Origin of the sequence: Bosea sp. NBC_00550 (assembly GCF_026020075.1) — a bacterium.
In the GTDB taxonomy this organism is placed as follows: Bacteria; Pseudomonadota; Alphaproteobacteria; order Rhizobiales; family Beijerinckiaceae; genus Allobosea.
In genome coordinates this window covers 4,845,337-4,861,142 of the sequence record NZ_CP102772.1, presented here as the reverse complement: position 1 = coordinate 4,861,142, position 15,806 = coordinate 4,845,337, and the positions used below count along the sequence as shown (strand labels likewise).

At 67.8% G+C, this 15,806-nt stretch carries 11 protein-coding genes and 1 pseudogene; 11 read left to right on the top strand and 1 reads right to left on the bottom strand.

Annotated elements, in window-relative coordinates; all coding sequences use genetic code 11:
• The first annotated feature begins 109 nt into the window (after window positions 1–109).
• The 7 genes and pseudogenes from NWE53_RS23120 (at window position 110) to rocF (ending at window position 8,835) form a co-directional block, all read left to right on the top strand.
• Window positions 110–1,765, top strand: a complete 1,656-nt coding sequence (locus NWE53_RS23120) for an acetolactate synthase large subunit (RefSeq protein WP_265051677.1) — start codon at window positions 110–112, stop codon at window positions 1,763–1,765.
• Window positions 1,766–1,947: 182 nt separating this feature from the next.
• Window positions 1,948–3,330, top strand: a complete 1,383-nt coding sequence (locus NWE53_RS23115; RefSeq protein WP_265051676.1) for an aldehyde dehydrogenase family protein — start codon at window positions 1,948–1,950, stop codon at window positions 3,328–3,330.
• A gap of 318 nt (window positions 3,331–3,648) precedes the next feature.
• Window positions 3,649–4,434, top strand: a pseudogene (efeU, locus tag NWE53_RS23110) (iron uptake transporter permease EfeU); the annotation flags it as partial.
• Window positions 4,417–5,484: a cupredoxin domain-containing protein gene (locus NWE53_RS23105; RefSeq protein ID WP_265054990.1), complete on the top strand. Its 1,068-nt coding sequence runs from the start codon at window positions 4,417–4,419 to the stop codon at window positions 5,482–5,484. The pseudogene efeU and the gene NWE53_RS23105, both read left to right, overlap by 18 nt.
• Window positions 5,478–6,800, top strand: coding sequence for an iron uptake transporter deferrochelatase/peroxidase subunit (gene efeB, locus NWE53_RS23100; RefSeq protein WP_442865052.1), 1,323 nt, complete (start codon window positions 5,478–5,480; stop codon window positions 6,798–6,800). Before NWE53_RS23105 ends, efeB begins: the two co-directional genes overlap by 7 nt.
• 1 nt (window position 6,801) lies before the next feature.
• Complete coding sequence (gene efeO / locus NWE53_RS23095) at window positions 6,802–7,626, top strand: iron uptake system protein EfeO (RefSeq protein ID WP_265051674.1); 825 nt, start codon at window positions 6,802–6,804, stop codon at window positions 7,624–7,626.
• Between the two features lie 228 nt (window positions 7,627–7,854).
• Entirely contained in the window at window positions 7,855–8,835 is a 981-nt protein-coding gene (gene rocF, locus NWE53_RS23090) for an arginase (RefSeq protein WP_265051673.1), read from the top strand.
• 74 nt (window positions 8,836–8,909) lie between these two features.
• Here rocF and ggt read toward each other — a convergent pair whose 3' ends face one another.
• On the bottom strand, window positions 8,910–10,505 hold the full coding sequence (gene ggt / locus NWE53_RS23085; protein ID WP_265051672.1) for a gamma-glutamyltransferase: 1,596 nt from the start codon (window positions 10,503–10,505) through the stop codon (window positions 8,910–8,912).
• 189 nt (window positions 10,506–10,694) lie between these two features.
• Between ggt and ilvA the strand changes: the two genes are divergently transcribed.
• The 4 genes from ilvA (at window position 10,695) to NWE53_RS23065 (ending at window position 15,764) form a co-directional block, all read left to right on the top strand.
• Window positions 10,695–12,212 carry a threonine ammonia-lyase, biosynthetic gene (gene ilvA, locus NWE53_RS23080; RefSeq protein WP_265051671.1) on the top strand — a complete coding sequence of 506 codons (1,518 nt, stop codon included), beginning with the start codon at window positions 10,695–10,697 and terminating at the stop codon, window positions 12,210–12,212.
• Between the two features lie 264 nt (window positions 12,213–12,476).
• Window positions 12,477–13,523, top strand: coding sequence for a YeiH family protein (locus tag NWE53_RS23075; RefSeq protein WP_265051670.1), 1,047 nt, complete (start codon window positions 12,477–12,479; stop codon window positions 13,521–13,523).
• A gap of 10 nt (window positions 13,524–13,533) precedes the next feature.
• On the top strand, window positions 13,534–14,424 hold the full coding sequence (locus NWE53_RS23070) for a LysR family transcriptional regulator (RefSeq protein ID WP_265051669.1): 891 nt from the start codon (window positions 13,534–13,536) through the stop codon (window positions 14,422–14,424).
• 110 nt (window positions 14,425–14,534) lie between these two features.
• Window positions 14,535–15,764: a GTP-binding protein gene (locus NWE53_RS23065; RefSeq protein ID WP_265051668.1), complete on the top strand. Its 1,230-nt coding sequence runs from the start codon at window positions 14,535–14,537 to the stop codon at window positions 15,762–15,764.
• Window positions 15,765–15,806 lie beyond the last annotated feature (42 nt).

Genomic DNA, 15,806 nt, shown 5'->3' with positions numbered 1-15,806 from the left:
CAGAACAGCCATGCGCTGGGCGGCCTGACGGCTGCGCTGTTGCCTTCCTACGTCGAACGCCTAGCCTTGCCGTTCAGGCGAGGCCGCTTCCACGGAAAGGCGACGGACAATGAAGAAGGGTTCCGATCTTCTGGTCGAGGCGCTCGAGAACGAGGGCGTCGATCGCGTCTTCGGCGTTCCCGGCGAGGAGAATCTCGACGTCGTCGAATCGCTGCGCAAATCGAAGATCGAGCTGGTGCTGACGCGGCACGAGCAGGCTGCCGCCTTCATGGCCGCCACGCATGGCCGGCTGACCGGCAAGCCCGGCGTCTGCATCGCGACGCTCGGCCCCGGCGCCCTCAACTTCTCGACCGGGGCGGCCTATGCCCATCTCGGCGCGATGCCGATGATCCTGATCACCGGGCAGAAGGCGATCATGACCGCCAAGCAGGCGCGCTTCCAGATCGTCGACGTCGTCGCTTCGATGCGCCCGCTGACCAAGATGACGCGCCAGATCGTCAGCCCTGCCAGCATTCCCTCGGTGGTACGTGACGCCTTCCGCGTCGCGATGGAGGAGCGGCCGGGGCCGGTCCATCTCGAACTGCCCGAGGACGTGGCCGCCGAGGAGATCGAGGACATCCCGCTGATCCCGGTGCACCCGCTCGACCAACCGGTCGCTTCTGCGGTGCCGCTCGACCGCGCGGCCGAGATGATCCTCGCCGCCAAGCGGCCGCTGGTGATGATCGGCGCCGCCGGCAACCGGCCGCGCCTCGTCGAGCCCCTCTCCGCCTTCGTGCGCCGGACCGGCCTGCCCTTCTTCAACACCCAGATGGGCAAGGGCGCCGTCACCGGCGGCTCGAACCTCTATATCGGCACCGCCGCGCTCTCCGAGGGCGACTATGTCCACGAGGCGGTGGCGCTGGCCGACCTTATCATCGCCGTTGGCCACGACACGATCGAGAAGCCGCCCTTCCTGATGCGCAATGCCGGAGGGCCGAAGGTGATCCATGTCGGCTACCAGTCGGCCAATGTCGAACAGGTCTATCATCCCGACGCCGAGGTCATCGGCGATATCGGCGCCACGGTGACCGCGCTGGCGGACAGACTCGAGGGCAAGCTGCCCGAGCAGAAGCAGATGCTGGAACTGCGACAGAAGATCCTGGCCAAGATCAACGCCCGCGCCGAGGAGGACCGCTTCCCCGTGACGCCGCAGCGGCTCGTCCATGACGTGCGCGCGGTGATGCCTGAGGACGGCGTCGTCTGCCTCGACAACGGCATGTACAAGATCTGGTTCGCGCGGAACTACCGCACCCATGTCGCCAACACGCTGCTGCTCGACAACGCGCTGGCGACGATGGGCGCCGGCCTGCCCTCGGCGATGATGGCGGCCATGCTGCATCCGCGCCGGCGCGTCATGGCCGTCTGCGGCGACGGCGGCTTCATGATGAACTCGCAGGAGATGGAGACAGCGGTGAGGCTCGGCCTCAACCTCATCGTGCTCGTGCTCAACGACGGTGCCTACGGCATGATCCGCTGGAAGCAGGCGGTCGACAAATTCCCCGATTACGGCATGACCTTCGGCAACCCCGATTTCGTGCGCTATGCCGAGGCGTATGGGGCCAAGGGCTCGCGCGTGACCTCTGCCGAGGCGCTGGTGCCGACGCTGGAAGCCGCGTTCAAAGGCGGCGGCGTCCATCTCGTCGACTGCCCCATCGACTATTCCGAAAACACGCGCGTCCTCGTCGAGGAACTGCGCAACAAGGTGCCGGACGTCGATCTGGCCTAAACGCCCTTCTCCAACTGGCAGCCCTCATCCTGAGAACCCGCGGCACGCGGCGTCTCGAAGGATGCTCCAGCCGGTTCCGGAGCTTCATGGAGCATCCTTCGAGACGCCATTCCGTCGGAATGGCTCCTCAGGATGAGGGCTCGCAGGAAGAAGCCAAGACGTCTTATTCTGGAGAAAGAACCATGCTTCAGGTTGTTCAAGCCTATGACCGCGCCCCGATCACCGAGATCGAGACCGACGACGAAGCCGCGCTCGAACGCAAGCTCAAGGCGGCGCAAGAGGTCTTCAAGGACCGCGACAATTGGCTGAAACCGCATCAGCGCATCGCGATCCTGCGCAAGCTGGCGGGTCTGCTTGAGGCCAAGCGCGACCATTTCGCCATGCAGATCGCGCGCGAGGGCGGCAAGCCGCTGCCCGACGCGATCGTCGAGGCGAACCGCGCCGTCGACGGCGTCAACAATGCCGCCGACGAATTGCGCAACTTCGCCGGGCGCGAGATTCCGATGGGGCTCTCCGCCGCCGCGGCTGACCGCTGGGCCTTCACCACCAAGGAGCCGATCGGCATCGTCGCGGCGATTTCGGCCTTCAACCACCCGCTCAACCTGATCGTCCACCAGGTCGCGCCGGCCATCGCGGTGGGCTGCCCGGTCATCATCAAGCCGGCCGGCACGACGCCGCTCTCCTGCATCGACTTCGTCAAGCTGGTGCATGAGGCCGGCCTGCCGGAAGCCTGGTGCCAGACCTTCGTCCCCACCGAGACGGCGCTGGCGGAGAAGCTCGCGACCGATCCGCGCATCGCCTTCCTCAGCTTCATCGGCTCGGCCAACGTCGGCTGGTACCTGCACTCCAAGCTCGCGCATGGCGCCCGCTCGGCGCTTGAGCATGGCGGCGTCGCGCCCGCGATCGTCGACAAGAGCGCCGATCTCGACGCGGTCATCGAGCCGATCGTGAAGGGCGGCTACTACCATGCCGGCCAGGTCTGCGTGTCGACGCAGCGCATCTATGTGCACGACGCCATCGTCAACGACTTCACCGAGCGGCTCGTCGCGCGCGTCAGGAAGCTGCGCACCGGCGACCCGACGCTGAAGGACACCGAAGTCGGCCCGCTGATCATCCCGAAGGAGGCCGACCGCGTGGCGTCCTGGATCGACGAGGCGGTGAAGGGTGGCGCCAGGCTCGCGACCGGCGGCAAGCGCCTGTCGGAGACGACATTGGAGCCGGCCGTGCTGATCGACCCGGCGGCGGAAGCCCGCATCTCCACCGAGGAGGTCTTCGGCCCGGTCGTCGCGATCTATCGCTACGGCAAGCTCGACGACGCCATCGCGCGAGCAAACTCGCTGCCCGTCGCTTTCCAGGCCAGCATCTTCGCGCAGGATATCGACGTCGCGCTGCGGGCCGCGAACCGGCTCGACGCCTCGGCCGTGATGGTCAATGACCCCACCACCTTCCGCACCGACTGGATGCCCTTCGCCGGGCGGCGCAGTTCGGGCTACGGCACGGGCGGCATCCCCTACACCATGCATGACATGACGCAGGAGAAGATGATCCTGCTGAAGCGGCGCTGAGGTGGGGCTCGGCTCATGCGTTTCGGCGTCATTCCGGACAAGTCGCGAAGCGGCGCCGATCCGGAATCCATCGGAGGGCTCCGACGCCCTATGATGGATTCCGGGCCAAGCCCGGAATGACGGCGGCTTTTTCAGAAGGCGGAGCACATGGAAAGCATGATTTGGTCGCGCTTCCTCAAGTATCAGGCGCAGCTTCTATAGATTACGATCGTTCCAAACTATAAGGATTTGGTTGACCCCTGCGTTGCGGCTGCCTAGGCACAAGACGTCTGCGCCGCGAATAGCCTGATCGCGACGCGCAACCGGGCCTGGCTCGCCGTGATCGTACCGTTTCTCATCATGCTCCGCGAAGGCATCGAGGCCGCGCTGATCGTCGGCATCGTCGCGAGCTATCTGGTCCGGACCGGACGGCGCGAATGGCTGCCGGCGCTCTGGCTGGGCGTCGGCCTCGCCTGCGCGGTGAGCCTCGCGGCGGGTGCCGCGCTCGACATCGTCGCGGGCGAACTGCCCCAGCGCGGGCAGGAGTTCTTCGAGGCGGTCGTCGGGTTCATTGCAGCGGCGATGCTGACCTCGATGGTTTTCTGGATGCGCAAGGCGGCGCGCTCGATCAAGGGCGAGTTGCAGGCCGGCGTCGACGCGGCGCTTTCTGGTGCACATCACGGGCTCGCGCTGGTCGGCCTCGCCTTCCTCGCCGTGGTGCGCGAGGGGCTGGAATCGGTCTTCTTCCTGCTCGCGATCTTCCAGCAGAACGGCGGCTGGGCGCCTGCGCTCGGCGCGGGGCTCGGCATCCTGCTCGCCGTCGTAGCCGGCTACGCCATCTACGCGCTCGGCGTGAAGCTCAACCTGCGCATCTTCTTCCGCTGGACCGGCATCCTGATCCTGTTCGTCGCAGCCGGGCTCGTGGCGAATGCCGTGCGCTCCCTGCACGAGGCCGGCATCTGGAATCAACTCCAGCAGCCCCTCTACGACCTCGGCAAGGTGCTGCCGGCCGACAGCGCTCTCGGCGCGGTTCTGTCGGGCTTCTTCGGCTACCAGGAGCGCGCTGCGCTCGGCGAAGTGATCGCCTATTTCGCCTTCCTGATCCCGATGCTCGTCCTGTTCCTCGCCGGCGGCCGACGGGAGCAGACGGCAGCCGCCGCGCCGCGCCGCGAAACCCGGCACTCGCCACGCTTGAGGCTGGCAGGCACCGTCACCTTGCTGCTGGTCGGCGGCGGCGTCACCGCCTTCGTCTATGCGGCGGCCACCGGCAGCCGGCGTGCGGCCGAAGCGGGAACCGCCGACATCGCGGTCGCGATCACCGACCGGACTTGCGAGCCGGCGACACTGACCATTCCCGCCGGCAAGGCGAGCTTCGTCGTGACCAATCGCGGCGAGCGCGTGCTGGAATGGGAGATTCTCGACGGCGTCATGGTGCTGGAGGAGCGCGAGAACATCGCGCCGGGCCAATCGCGGCGGCTGACGACGCAATTGCATCCAGGCGAATACGCCATCACCTGCGGTTTGCTGAGCGCGCCGCGCGGCCGATTGATCGTGCAGGCCTCGACGATCCAACCACGCCCGGCCCTGACGCTGATGGACATGGTCGGACCCGCCGCCGAATACCGCGCCTTCCTGAGCGAGCGCTCGGCCGCTCTCGGGGCGGCACTCGACGCTCTCGAGCAGGCTGAGAGTGCGGGCGATGCACAGGGCGCTGACAAGGCTCGCCGGGATGCCGTCGCGCTGCTGCCCGGCTTGCGGCCAGCGACAGCGGGCGACGCGGAACTCGAAACGCTCCACGGAAAGGTGCAGGACGCCCTCGCAGGCGATACGGCGACGGCTCCTGCGGAGATCGGGCAGGCCGCCGAGGCGTTTCGCGCCGCACTCGGCCAGCGAACGATCCTGCCGGACACGATGCTGGCCGGCGCGATCGCCCTCCTGTCGCCTCAGGATGCGGAAACGGTCACGCCCGAGGGCATCAGCGCGGCAAGGGACATCGCGCGGCTGCTTTTGCCGCTGACGGCGCGCATCGACCCCGATCTGGCGGCGCGGACGAAGGTCGAACTCGCCGCGCTTGCCGGCGATGCCAGGCCGCGCGGCGCGATCCTCTCCCTCTCCGAAAATCTCGCGGCCATGCGTCGGGCGCTCGCGCTGCCTGAAACGGAGCGCAAATCGTGACCCGGCCTGACAAAGGATTCACGCCCTCGCGGCGATCGCTGCTGACCGGCGGCGCGGCAGCGCTCGGCGGCGCCTCGCTGGCGCAGGCGGCGACCGAACCGGCACAGAACCCGGCGACGGCCCCCGAGAGCGACGCCACCGCCCAGCGCCAGCCCTTCCACGGCGTCCATCAATCCGGCATCGCCACGCCGCGCCCGGCGACCGGGCTCATCGCGGCCTTCGACGTCACCGCGACCTCGCTCGACGAGCTCGAACGGCTCCTGCGCCTCCTGACCGAGCGCATCGCCTTCCTGATGCAGGGCGGGCCGGCTCCAACAGCCGATCCGGGCTTCCCGCCGCCGGATAGCGGCATCCTCGGCCCCGTCATCGCGCCGGACAATCTCACCGTGACCGTGGCGCTCGGCGCCTCCCTCTTCGACGAGCGCTTCAGCCTCGGCCCGCTCAAGCCGAAGCATCTGCAGCGGATGAAGCGCTTCCGCAACGACGCGCTCGACGGCGCGCTCTGCCATGGCGACCTGCTGCTGCAGTTCTGCGCCAACACGGCCGATACCAACATCCATGCGCTCCGCGACATCCTGAAGAACGCGCCGGACCTCATCCTGCTGCGCTGGAAGCAGGAGGGCACCGTGCCGGTGCGCCAGTCCAAGCCCGGCGAGCCGGCGGAAAGCGCGCGCAACCTGCTCGGCTTCCGCGACGGCACCGCCAACCCCGACGCCACCGACCAGGCACTGATGGACCATCTCGTCTGGGTGCGGCCGGGCTCCGGCGAGCCGGAATGGGCCCATGACGGCAGCTACCAGGCGGTGCGGATCATCCGCAATTTCGTCGAGCGCTGGGACCGTACGCCGCTCGGCGAGCAGGAAGCGATCATGGGCCGCGAGAAGGCGAGCGGCGCGCCCTTCGGCGGCAGGCGCGAATACGACGAGCCCGCCTATGCCGACGATCCCGAAGGCAAGCGCACGAAGCTCGACGCCCATATCCGGCTCGCCAATCCGCGCCGGCCGGAGACGGAAGGCAGCCGGATGCTGCGGCGTCCGTTCAATTACTCCAACGGCGTCACCCGCGCCGGCCAGCTCGACATGGGGCTGCTCTTCATCTGCTTCCAGCAGGATCTGGAGCGCAGCTTCATCGCCGTGCAGAAGCGGCTCGATGGCGAGCCGCTGGAGGAATACATCAAGCCGGTCGGCGGCGGCTATTTCTTCGCCCTGCCCGGTGTGCCCGATGCCGCCAGCCATCTCGGCGCCGGGCTGATCGCGGCCGCGCGCGGCATCGCCCCGGCATCGGTTTCGACTTCCCCCCGCAAGACAGGAGACTAGGATGAGCTTGCGTTTCGCATGGCTGGCAGGCGCCGGCATGATCGCCACCGTCGTGGCGGCACCGGCCTTCGCTGCCTCGCCGCTCGACCTCGTGGCACCGGTCTCCGAGTACAAGATCTATGTCTCGAAGGGCGTCGACCAGCTCGTGAAGGACACCAAGACCTTCACCGATGCGGTCAAGGCCGGCGACCTCGCCAAGGCCAGGGCGCTCTACGCGCCGACGCGGGTCTCCTACGAGAAGATCGAGCCGATCGCCGAACTCTTCAGCGATCTCGACGGCAGCATCGACTCGCGCGCCGACGACCATGAGAAGAAGGAGGAGGACCCGGAGTTCACCGGCTTTCACCGCATCGAATACGGGCTCTTCGCCAGGAACAGCACGGAGGGCCTCGCCCCCTTCGCGGACAAGCTGCTGGCTGACGTCACCGAGCTGCAGGGCCGGATCAAGGGGCTGACGGTTCCGCCGGACAAGATGGTCGGCGGCGCGGCGGCGCTGATCGAGGAGGTCGCGGCGACCAAAATCTCCGGTGAGGAGGACGGCTACAGCCACACCGACCTCTGGGACTTCCAGGCCAATGTCGACGGCGCCAAGACCATCGTCGACCTGCTGCGCCCTCTCGTCGCCAAGGAAGACAAGGCGCTCGCGGCCAAGATCGACGCGAATTTCGCGACCGTCGACAAGACGCTGGCGAAATACAAGCTCGGGGATGGCGGCTTCGAGACCTATGACAAGCTGAGCGAGGCCGACCGCAAGGCGCTCGCGGCGATGATCACGACGCTGGCCGAAGACCTGTCTAAGCTGCGCGGCGTCCTCGGCCTCGGCTAGGGCATACGTCCTTCATCGGAAAGACTCCGTCATTCCGGACAAGCCGCAAGCGGCGCCGATCCAGAATCCATCACGGGACACCGCGCTCTACGATGGATTTCGGGTAAGCCTGGAATGACGGCGAGATCGTCAGGCAGGCGCGAGCCTCGACAGGCAGGCCCCGATGCGCCAATGACGGGGCATTCAGCGCGCAGCGCTCTTTCAAGACCATACTCACGGACCGCCAGCATGACCGCCACTTCCGCGAACGCTCCCGCTTCCCAGGGCCGCATCGCCCTGCTCGGCGCCCCGATCGAGGTCGGCGCCTCGCGCCGCGGCGCGCTGATGGGCCCGGCCGGCCTGCGCACGGCCGGCCTCGTGCCGGTGCTGGAAGAGCTCGGCTATGCGGTCGAGGACCATGGGGACATCCTGCCGCGCGACCTCAGAGCCGTCGACGGCCCGGCGCCCGAGAATGCCCGCTTCTACCACGAGATCGCCGCCTGGATGCGCGCGCTGAGCGCCCGCGCCTATGAACTCGCCCGCACCGGTGCCACCCCGATCTTCCTCGGCGGCGACCACAGCCTGTCGATGGGCTCGGTCAACGGCGTCGCGAGGCACTGGCAGGAGCAGGGCCGCAAGCTCTTCGTGCTCTGGCTCGACGCGCACGCGGATTTCAACATGCCTGCGATCTCACCCTCCGGGAACATGCACGGCATGTCCTCGGCCTTCCTCTGCGGCGAAGCCGGCCTCGACGACCTGCTCGGCGCCGAGCCGCGCGCCTCGATCACGCCGGAGCAGCTCAGCCTGTTCGGCATCCGCTCGATCGACCCGCTCGAGAAGGCGGCGGTGAAGGCCCGCGGTGTCGACATCGCCGACATGCGCGCCATCGACGAGCATGGCGTCGGCATCCTGATCCGCCAGGTGATCGAGAAGGTGCGGGCCGCCAACGGCGTGCTGCATGTCTCGTTCGACGTCGATTTCCTCGACCCGCCGCTGGCGCCGGGCGTCGGCACCACCGTGCCGGGCGGAGCGACCTATCGCGAGGCGCATCTCGTGATGGAGCTGCTGCACGATTCCGGGCTGGTGCGCTCGATGGATATCGTCGAGCTCAACCCCTTCCTCGACGATCGCGGACAGACGGCGCGGCTTGCCGTCGAGCTGGCGGGCAGCCTGTTCGGCCAGCAGATCACCGACCGCCAGACGCCGTCGAACGCGATCGGCGCCGCCTGAGCCCAAAAAAACACCGTGCGCCTCGGCGGGCGCACGGGGTTTCAGGGCATGCGGCGGTTGAGGCTCAGCGGCCGTCAGACCGCCAGCGCGAAGCCGTCCTTGCGGTGGTCGGAGGCGCCGAACATCACGCCGCGCGCATGGTCGACCCAGATCGCCTGGCAGCCGCCGAGCGGCTCCTCGGCCCAGACCACGTCATGGCCGCGCGCCTTCAGGTCGGCAGCGACATCGGCTGCGATCGTCGATTCCAGCGAGAGCTTGCCGTCGAAGGCGAAGCTGCGCGGCGCGTCCGAGGCCTGCTGCGGGTCGAGGCCGCGATCGAGGATGCCGGAGAGGAAATGGACATGGCCGGTCGCCTGATACTGGCCGCCCATCACGCCCATCGGCATCACCGCCTTGCCATCCTTGGCCAGCATGCCCGGAATGATGGTGTGGAAGGGGCGCTTGCGCGGCGCGATGGCGTTCGGATGCCCTTCGATCAGGCGGAAGCCGGAACCGCGGTTCTGCAGCATGACGCCGGCCTTCGCCGCATAGATGCCGCTGCCGAAGGCCGAGAACAGCGAGTTGATGAAGGACACCATGTTGCCGTCGCGGTCGACGACGCACAGATAGATCGTGTCCTTGTGCAGCGGCATGTCGAAGATTTCCGGCGCCGCCGCCTTCTCCATGCTGATCCGGCTGCGGATGCGGCCGACGAACTCATCCGAGAGGAAAGCCTGCGTATCGAAGGGGCTCATGGCAGGATCGGCGATCAGAGCATCGCGCTGGCGATAGGCGGCCTTGCTCGCCTCGGCGAGGAGATGGATGCGGTCGGCCTCGCTGAGCTTGTCGCCCTTGAAGTCGTAGCCGTCGAGGATGCGCGCGATCAGCAGCGCCGCGATGCCCTGGCCGTTCGGCGGGCATTCCCACAGCCGATGGCCGCGGAAGTCGGCGCCGATCGGGTCGACATAGTCCGGCTTCGCGGTGGCTAGGTCCTCGGCCGCCATCACGCTGCCGGCCGTGTTCAGGACCGCGACGATCTCCTCGGCGATCTCGCCCTCGTAGAAGGCGGCGCGGCCCTCGCGAGCGATGCGGCGCAGCGTCTTGCCGAGCGCGGGATGGACCATCCTGTCGCCGATGGCCGGGGCCTTGCCGCCCGGCAGGTAGACGGCGTTGCCGAGCCCATGCTTCTCGATGCGGCCCTTGTAGCGGTTCCAGTCGAGCGCGACGCGCGGCGTCACCACGAAGCCCTCCTCGGCGGCGCGGATCGCCGCGGCGAAGATCTCGTCCAGGCTCTTGCTGCCATGGTCCTCGACGAGGCGGCACCAGGCGTCGATGGCGCCGGGCACGGTGACCGCGTGGGGCGAATCCGGCGCGATCGCGGTCAGGCCCTGGGCGAGGAACCAGCCGAGTTCGGCCTTGGCCGGCGCGCGGCCCGAGCCGTTGAGCGCGACCATCTTGCCGCCGGCCGGTGCGTAGATGGCGAAGCAGTCGCCGCCGATGCCGGTCATATGCGGGTCGACCACCGCCTGGACCGCGACGGCGGCGATGGCGGCATCGATGGCGTTGCCGCCGGCGCGCAGGATATCGACGGCGGCCAGCGTCGAGGCGGGATGCGAGGTCGCCGCCATGCCGCGATCACCGACCGCCACCGGGCGGCCCGGCACCATGAAATCGCGATTGCCCCAGCTCATCCGTCGTCTCCACCTCTGTGACGCCGTCGCTTCGCGGCGCCTTGTTTCGCGCAACGGTTTCGCCGCCTGCCGGAGGCTTGGCAATCCCGCCGGGCGCATGACCCGCATGAGCAGCCCCGCGCCGCACGCCGTATCGGCGATTGACATCCCGGCCGGGCGAACTATCGCCGGCTGGAAGGACGGACTGCCATGCAAGACTACATCCGCAAGATCATCGGGGCGCGCGTCTACGACGTCGCGATCGAGAGCCCGCTCGACGCGCTGCCGCGACTTTCGGCCCGCATCGGTGGCGGCGCCCTGCTGAAGCGCGAGGATCTGCAGCCGGTCTTCTCGTTCAAGCTGCGCGGCGCCTACAACAAGATCGCCTGGCTCGCGCCAGAGGCGACCGAGCGCGGCGTGATCTGCGCCTCGGCCGGCAACCATGCACAGGGCGTGGCGCTGGCGGCGCGCAAGCTCGGCATCAAGGCCACCATCGTGATGCCGCGCACTACGCCCGACATCAAGGTGCAGGCGGTGCGCAGCCTCGGCGGGCGCGTCGTGCTCCATGGCGAGAATTTCGACGAGGCTTACGGCCATGCCCGCAAGCTCGAGGCCGAGAAGGGCCTGACCTTCGTCCACCCCTATGACGATCCCGACGTTATCGCGGGGCAAGGCACTGTCGGCATGGAGATATTGCGCCAGCACCCCGACCCGATCGAGGCGATCTTCGTGCCGATCGGCGGCGGCGGGCTCGCCGCTGGCGTCGCGGTCTACGCGAAGTTCCTACGGCCGGAGATCAAGGTGATCGGCGTCGAGCCTGTGGACGCCGCCTCCATGGCCGGCGCCATCGCGGCGGGGGAACGCATCGTGCTCGACCAGGTCGGCCTCTTCGCCGACGGCGTCGCGGTGCGGCAGGCGGGCGAGGAGACCTTCCGGCTCTGCCGCGAGCTGCTCGACGAGGTCGTCACCGTCTCGACCGACGAGATCTGCGCGGCGGTGAAGGACATCTTCGAGGACACCCGTGCCATCGCCGAGCCCTCCGGCGCCGTCAGCCTCGCCGGCTTGAAGGCCTATGCCGCGCGCCATGCCGAGCGGACGGGCGCGCTGATCGCGATCAACAGCGGCGCCAACATGAATTTCGACCGTTTGCGCCATATCGCGGAGCGGGCCGAGATCGGCGAGCAGCGCGAGGCGCTGCTGGCGGTGACGATCCCCGAAAAGCCCGGCAGCTACCGCGCCTTCATCCATCTGCTCGGCCGGCGCGCCATCACGGAGTTCAACTACCGCTACTCCGACGCGAAGGCCGCGCGCATCTTCGTCGGCGTGCAGCTCAACGAGGGCGAGGCCGAGAAGCGCCAGATCATCGCGATGCTGGCCGAGCACGGCTATCCGGTCCTCGACATGAGCGACAACGAGCTCGCCAAACTGCATATCCGCTACATGGTCGGCGGAAAGGCGCCGGGGCTTGGTGACGAACTGATCTTCCGCTTCCAGTTCCCGGAGCGGCCGGGCGCGCTATTGAAGTTCCTGAACAGTCTCTCGGCCGACTGGAACATCTCCCTCTTCCATTATCGCAACCACGGCGCCGATTACGGCCGCGTGCTCGCCGGCATCCAGATTCCGCAAGCCGAGCGCGGCCAGCTCGCCAAGCGCCTCGATGCGCTCGGCTATCCCTATTGGAGCGAGAGCGAGAATCCGGCCTATCTGTCGTTTCTGGCGGAGGCGTAGAGCGCATTACGTTTTCATAGAAGCGCGGTCATCCCGGACGCAGCGCAGCGGAGATCCGGGATCCATCGCAAAGCTCCGGAGCCCTACGATGGATCCCGGGTCAAGCCCGGGATGACGGGGTGGTTCTGCGCATAATCAGCGAACACCCGTATCTCAGCGAGTAAATGTATCCGTTCGATCTTATCGAACGATTCATTCGATATTATGAGTTGGATCGATCGAAGGTAGAAAATTATTCCATGATCAGCATCGGAGAGCTGGTCAATGTCCTCTTACGCCTCGCAACGCCTCGCGCAGCCGGTCCCGGCAACGGCCGGCGCGTCCTGGCTCGCCATCGGCCCCGGCCTGTTGCTCGCCGCCGTGATTGCTGGGGCGGGCTTCGCGCTGCGCCAGCTTCCGGGCGTCGGCAGCTTCAGCCCGATGATCCTCGCCATCCTGATCGGCATCGGCTTCCACAATCTTGTGGGAACGCCGGCAATCGCCAAGGCCGGCGTCGCCTTCGCCATGCGCAAGGTGCTGCGCTTCGCCATCATCCTGCTCGGGCTGCAGCTCACCGTGACGCAGGTGCTCGATGTCGGGCTGAGCGGCATCGCCGTGATCGGGCTGACTCTGGTTTCGACCTTCCTGTTCACCACCTGGCTCGGGCGGCGGATCGGCGTCGAGCCGAAGCTGACCGAGCTGATCGCGGCGGGAAGCTCGATCTGCGGCGCCTCGGCCGTGATCGCGACCAACACCGTGACGCGGGCGCCCGACGAGGACGTCGCCTATGCGGTGGCTTGCGTCACCGTCTTCGGCTCGATCGCGATGTTCGCCTATCCGCTGCTGCCCGGGCTGCTGCATCTCGATGCCCACGCCTACGGCTTGTGGACGGGCGCCTCGATCCACGAGATCGCGCAGGTCGTCGCCGCCGCCTTCCAGGGTGGGCAGCAGGCGGGCGAATTCGGGACCGTCGCCAAGCTCTCGCGGGTGATGATGCTCGCCCCCGTCGTGATCACGCTCGGCCTGATGGCCACCCGTCGGGCGCGCCGCGGCGGCGATGCCGGCACGCAGGCCAAAGCGCCGATGCCCTGGTTCGTGCTCGGCTTCATAGCGATGGTCGGCCTCAACAGCCTGATCGCGGTTCCCGGCGACGTAAAAACCGGCATCGTGACGGCGACCACCTTCCTGCTCTCGATGGCGCTGGCCGCGATGGGGCTGGAAACCGATATCCGCAAGCTCAAGGCCAAGGGCCTGCGCCCGCTCCTTCTTGGGCTCGCCGCCTTCCTGTTCATCGCCTGCTTCAGCCTTCTGCTGGTGAAGCTCGCCGCGTAAGCTGCGGCGCATGACGCTCGAACAGCTCCGCATCTTCGTCGCCGTCGCCGAGCGCGAGCACCTGACGCAGGGCGCCCGCGCGCTCAACCTCACCCAGTCGGCGGTGAGCTCGGCGATCGCGGCGCTGGAGGCGCGCTATGCGACCCGGCTGTTCGACCGCATCGGACGGCGGATCGCGCTGACCGAGGCGGGCCGGCTGTTTCTGACCGAAGCCCGCGCCGTGCTGGCGCGCGCGGCGGCGGCGGAAGCGGTGCTCTCCGATCTTTCCGGGCTGGCGCGCGGCTCGCTGGCGCTGATGGCGAGCCAGACGGTGGCGAATTACTGGCTGCCGCCGCTGATCCAGCAATTCCGCCACGCCCATCCCGGCATCGCCATCACGCTTTCCATCGGCAACACCGAGACGGTGAGCGCCGCCATCCATGACGGAGCGGCCGATCTCGGCTTCATCGAGGGTGAGATCGACGATCCCGCCCTTGCCATCACCGCCGTCGCCGAGGACGAACTCGTGATTATCGTGCAGACCGGCCATCCCTGGACGGGCGCACCGCCGATCCCCTCCGCGCTGAAGCAGGCGGCGTGGGTGCTGCGCGAACCCGGCTCTGGTACGCGCGCCATGTTCGAGGCGGCGCTGCCCCGGCTCGGGCTCGTGCCTGCCGATCTCGCTGTGGCGCTCGAACTGCCGTCGAACGAGGCGATCTGCGCCGCGGTCGCCGCCGGTGCAGGCGCCACCGCGATCTCCCGCCTCGTCGCCGCCAACGCCATCGCGGCCGGGCGGCTCGCCACTGTCGCCTTGCCGCTGCCGAAGCGCCGCTTCCTCGCGCTGCGCCACAAGGAGCGCTACCTGGCCAAGGCGGCCGCGGCATTCCTGGCGCTGACGGCGGCGCAGCACATACCGGCCTGACACCCCCTCAACCACGATGCATCGGCAGAGAGCTGCCAGACGAACGGCGGTTGACATTCAAGTAATGTTATAATGTAACAAATTACCTTTCATCAGACCGGACCTTTCCGATGGCCAACCCCTCCCTCCTCGTCGATCGGCGCCTGCCGGTCACGGTCCTCTCGGGCTTCCTCGGCGCCGGCAAGACCACGCTGCTCAACCACATCCTCAACAACCGCGAGGGCAAGCGCGTCGCCGTGATCGTCAACGACATGAGCGAGGTCAACATCGACGCCGATCTCGTGCGCGAAGGCGGCGCCAACCTCTCCAAGACCGAGGAAAGCCTCGTCGAGATGAGCAATGGCTGCATCTGCTGCACGTTGCGCGACGACCTTCTAACCGAGGTGCGCCGCCTCGCCGAGGAGAGGAAGTTCGACTACCTGCTGATCGAGGGCACCGGCATCGCCGAGCCGCTGCCGATCGCCGCGACCTTCTCCTTCCGCGACGAAGAGGACCGCTCGCTCGACGATGTCGCGCGGCTGGACACGATGATCACAGTCGTCGACGCGCTCAATCTGCTCGATGATTATGACAGCCGCGACTTCCTCGGCGATCGCGGCGAGACCGCCGGCGAAGGCGATGCGCGCACGCTGGTCGATCTACTGGTCGAGCAGATCGAGTTTGCCGATGTGGTGGTGATCAACAAGGCGGGCGAGGTCTCGCCGCAGAAGCTGGAGAAGGTCAGGCAGGTGGTGCGCGGGCTCAATGCCGACGCCCGCATCGTCGACGCCGATTTCGGCCGCGTGCCGCTCGACGAGGTGCTGGATACCAAGCTCTACAGCGAGGAGAGGTCGCAGACCCATCCGCTCTGGCACAAGGAGCTCTACGGCTTCCGCGACCATGTGCCGGAGACCGAGGAATACGGCATCCGCTCCTTCGTCTACCGAGCGCGCAGGCCGTTCCACCCGCTGAAGCTCCACGAATTCATGGGCAAGCGCCTGTCCGGCGTGATCCGCGCCAAGGGGCATTTCTGGCTGGCGAGCCGGCCATACTGGGTCGGCGAATATTCGCTTGCCGGCCGCATCACCCGCACCGAGGGCATGGGGCGCTGGTGGGCCGCCGTGCCCAGGGAGCGCTGGCCGGGCTCGGAGGAATTCCTGTCGATGATGCGCAAGCATTGGTCGACGGCCTGGGGCGACCGACGTCAGGAGCTGGTCTTCATCGGCGGGCCGGAGATGGACGAGGCGGCGATACGCGCCGAGCTCGACGCCTGCCTGACCGGGAACACGTCAACGGGGCTGACGCAGTCGATGCTGAGGCTGGAAGACCCCTTCCCGAGCTGGGACCGCCAGGCGGCCTGACCGTTCCGTCATCGCCGCAAAGCCGGCGCCCTCCCTGCCCAA

What these genes read in the sequence shown, in the direction of transcription:
- NWE53_RS23065 (WP_265051668.1), top strand. Translation starts at nt 14,535, where the DNA reads ATGGCCAACCCCTCCCTCCTCGTCGATCGGCGCCTGCCGGTCACGGTC.
- NWE53_RS23075 (WP_265051670.1), top strand. Translation starts at nt 12,477, where the DNA reads ATGTCCTCTTACGCCTCGCAACGCCTCGCGCAGCCGGTCCCGGCAACG.
- ggt (WP_265051672.1), bottom strand. Translation starts at nt 10,505, where the DNA reads ATGAGCTGGGGCAATCGCGATTTCATGGTGCCGGGCCGCCCGGTGGCG.
- efeO (WP_265051674.1), top strand. Translation starts at nt 6,802, where the DNA reads ATGAGCTTGCGTTTCGCATGGCTGGCAGGCGCCGGCATGATCGCCACC.
- rocF (WP_265051673.1), top strand. Translation starts at nt 7,855, where the DNA reads ATGACCGCCACTTCCGCGAACGCTCCCGCTTCCCAGGGCCGCATCGCC.
- NWE53_RS23070 (WP_265051669.1), top strand. Translation starts at nt 13,534, where the DNA reads ATGACGCTCGAACAGCTCCGCATCTTCGTCGCCGTCGCCGAGCGCGAG.
- ilvA (WP_265051671.1), top strand. Translation starts at nt 10,695, where the DNA reads ATGCAAGACTACATCCGCAAGATCATCGGGGCGCGCGTCTACGACGTC.
- NWE53_RS23120 (WP_265051677.1), top strand. Translation starts at nt 110, where the DNA reads ATGAAGAAGGGTTCCGATCTTCTGGTCGAGGCGCTCGAGAACGAGGGC.
- NWE53_RS23115 (WP_265051676.1), top strand. Translation starts at nt 1,948, where the DNA reads ATGCTTCAGGTTGTTCAAGCCTATGACCGCGCCCCGATCACCGAGATC.
- NWE53_RS23105 (WP_265054990.1), top strand. Translation starts at nt 4,417, where the DNA reads ATGCTCGTCCTGTTCCTCGCCGGCGGCCGACGGGAGCAGACGGCAGCC.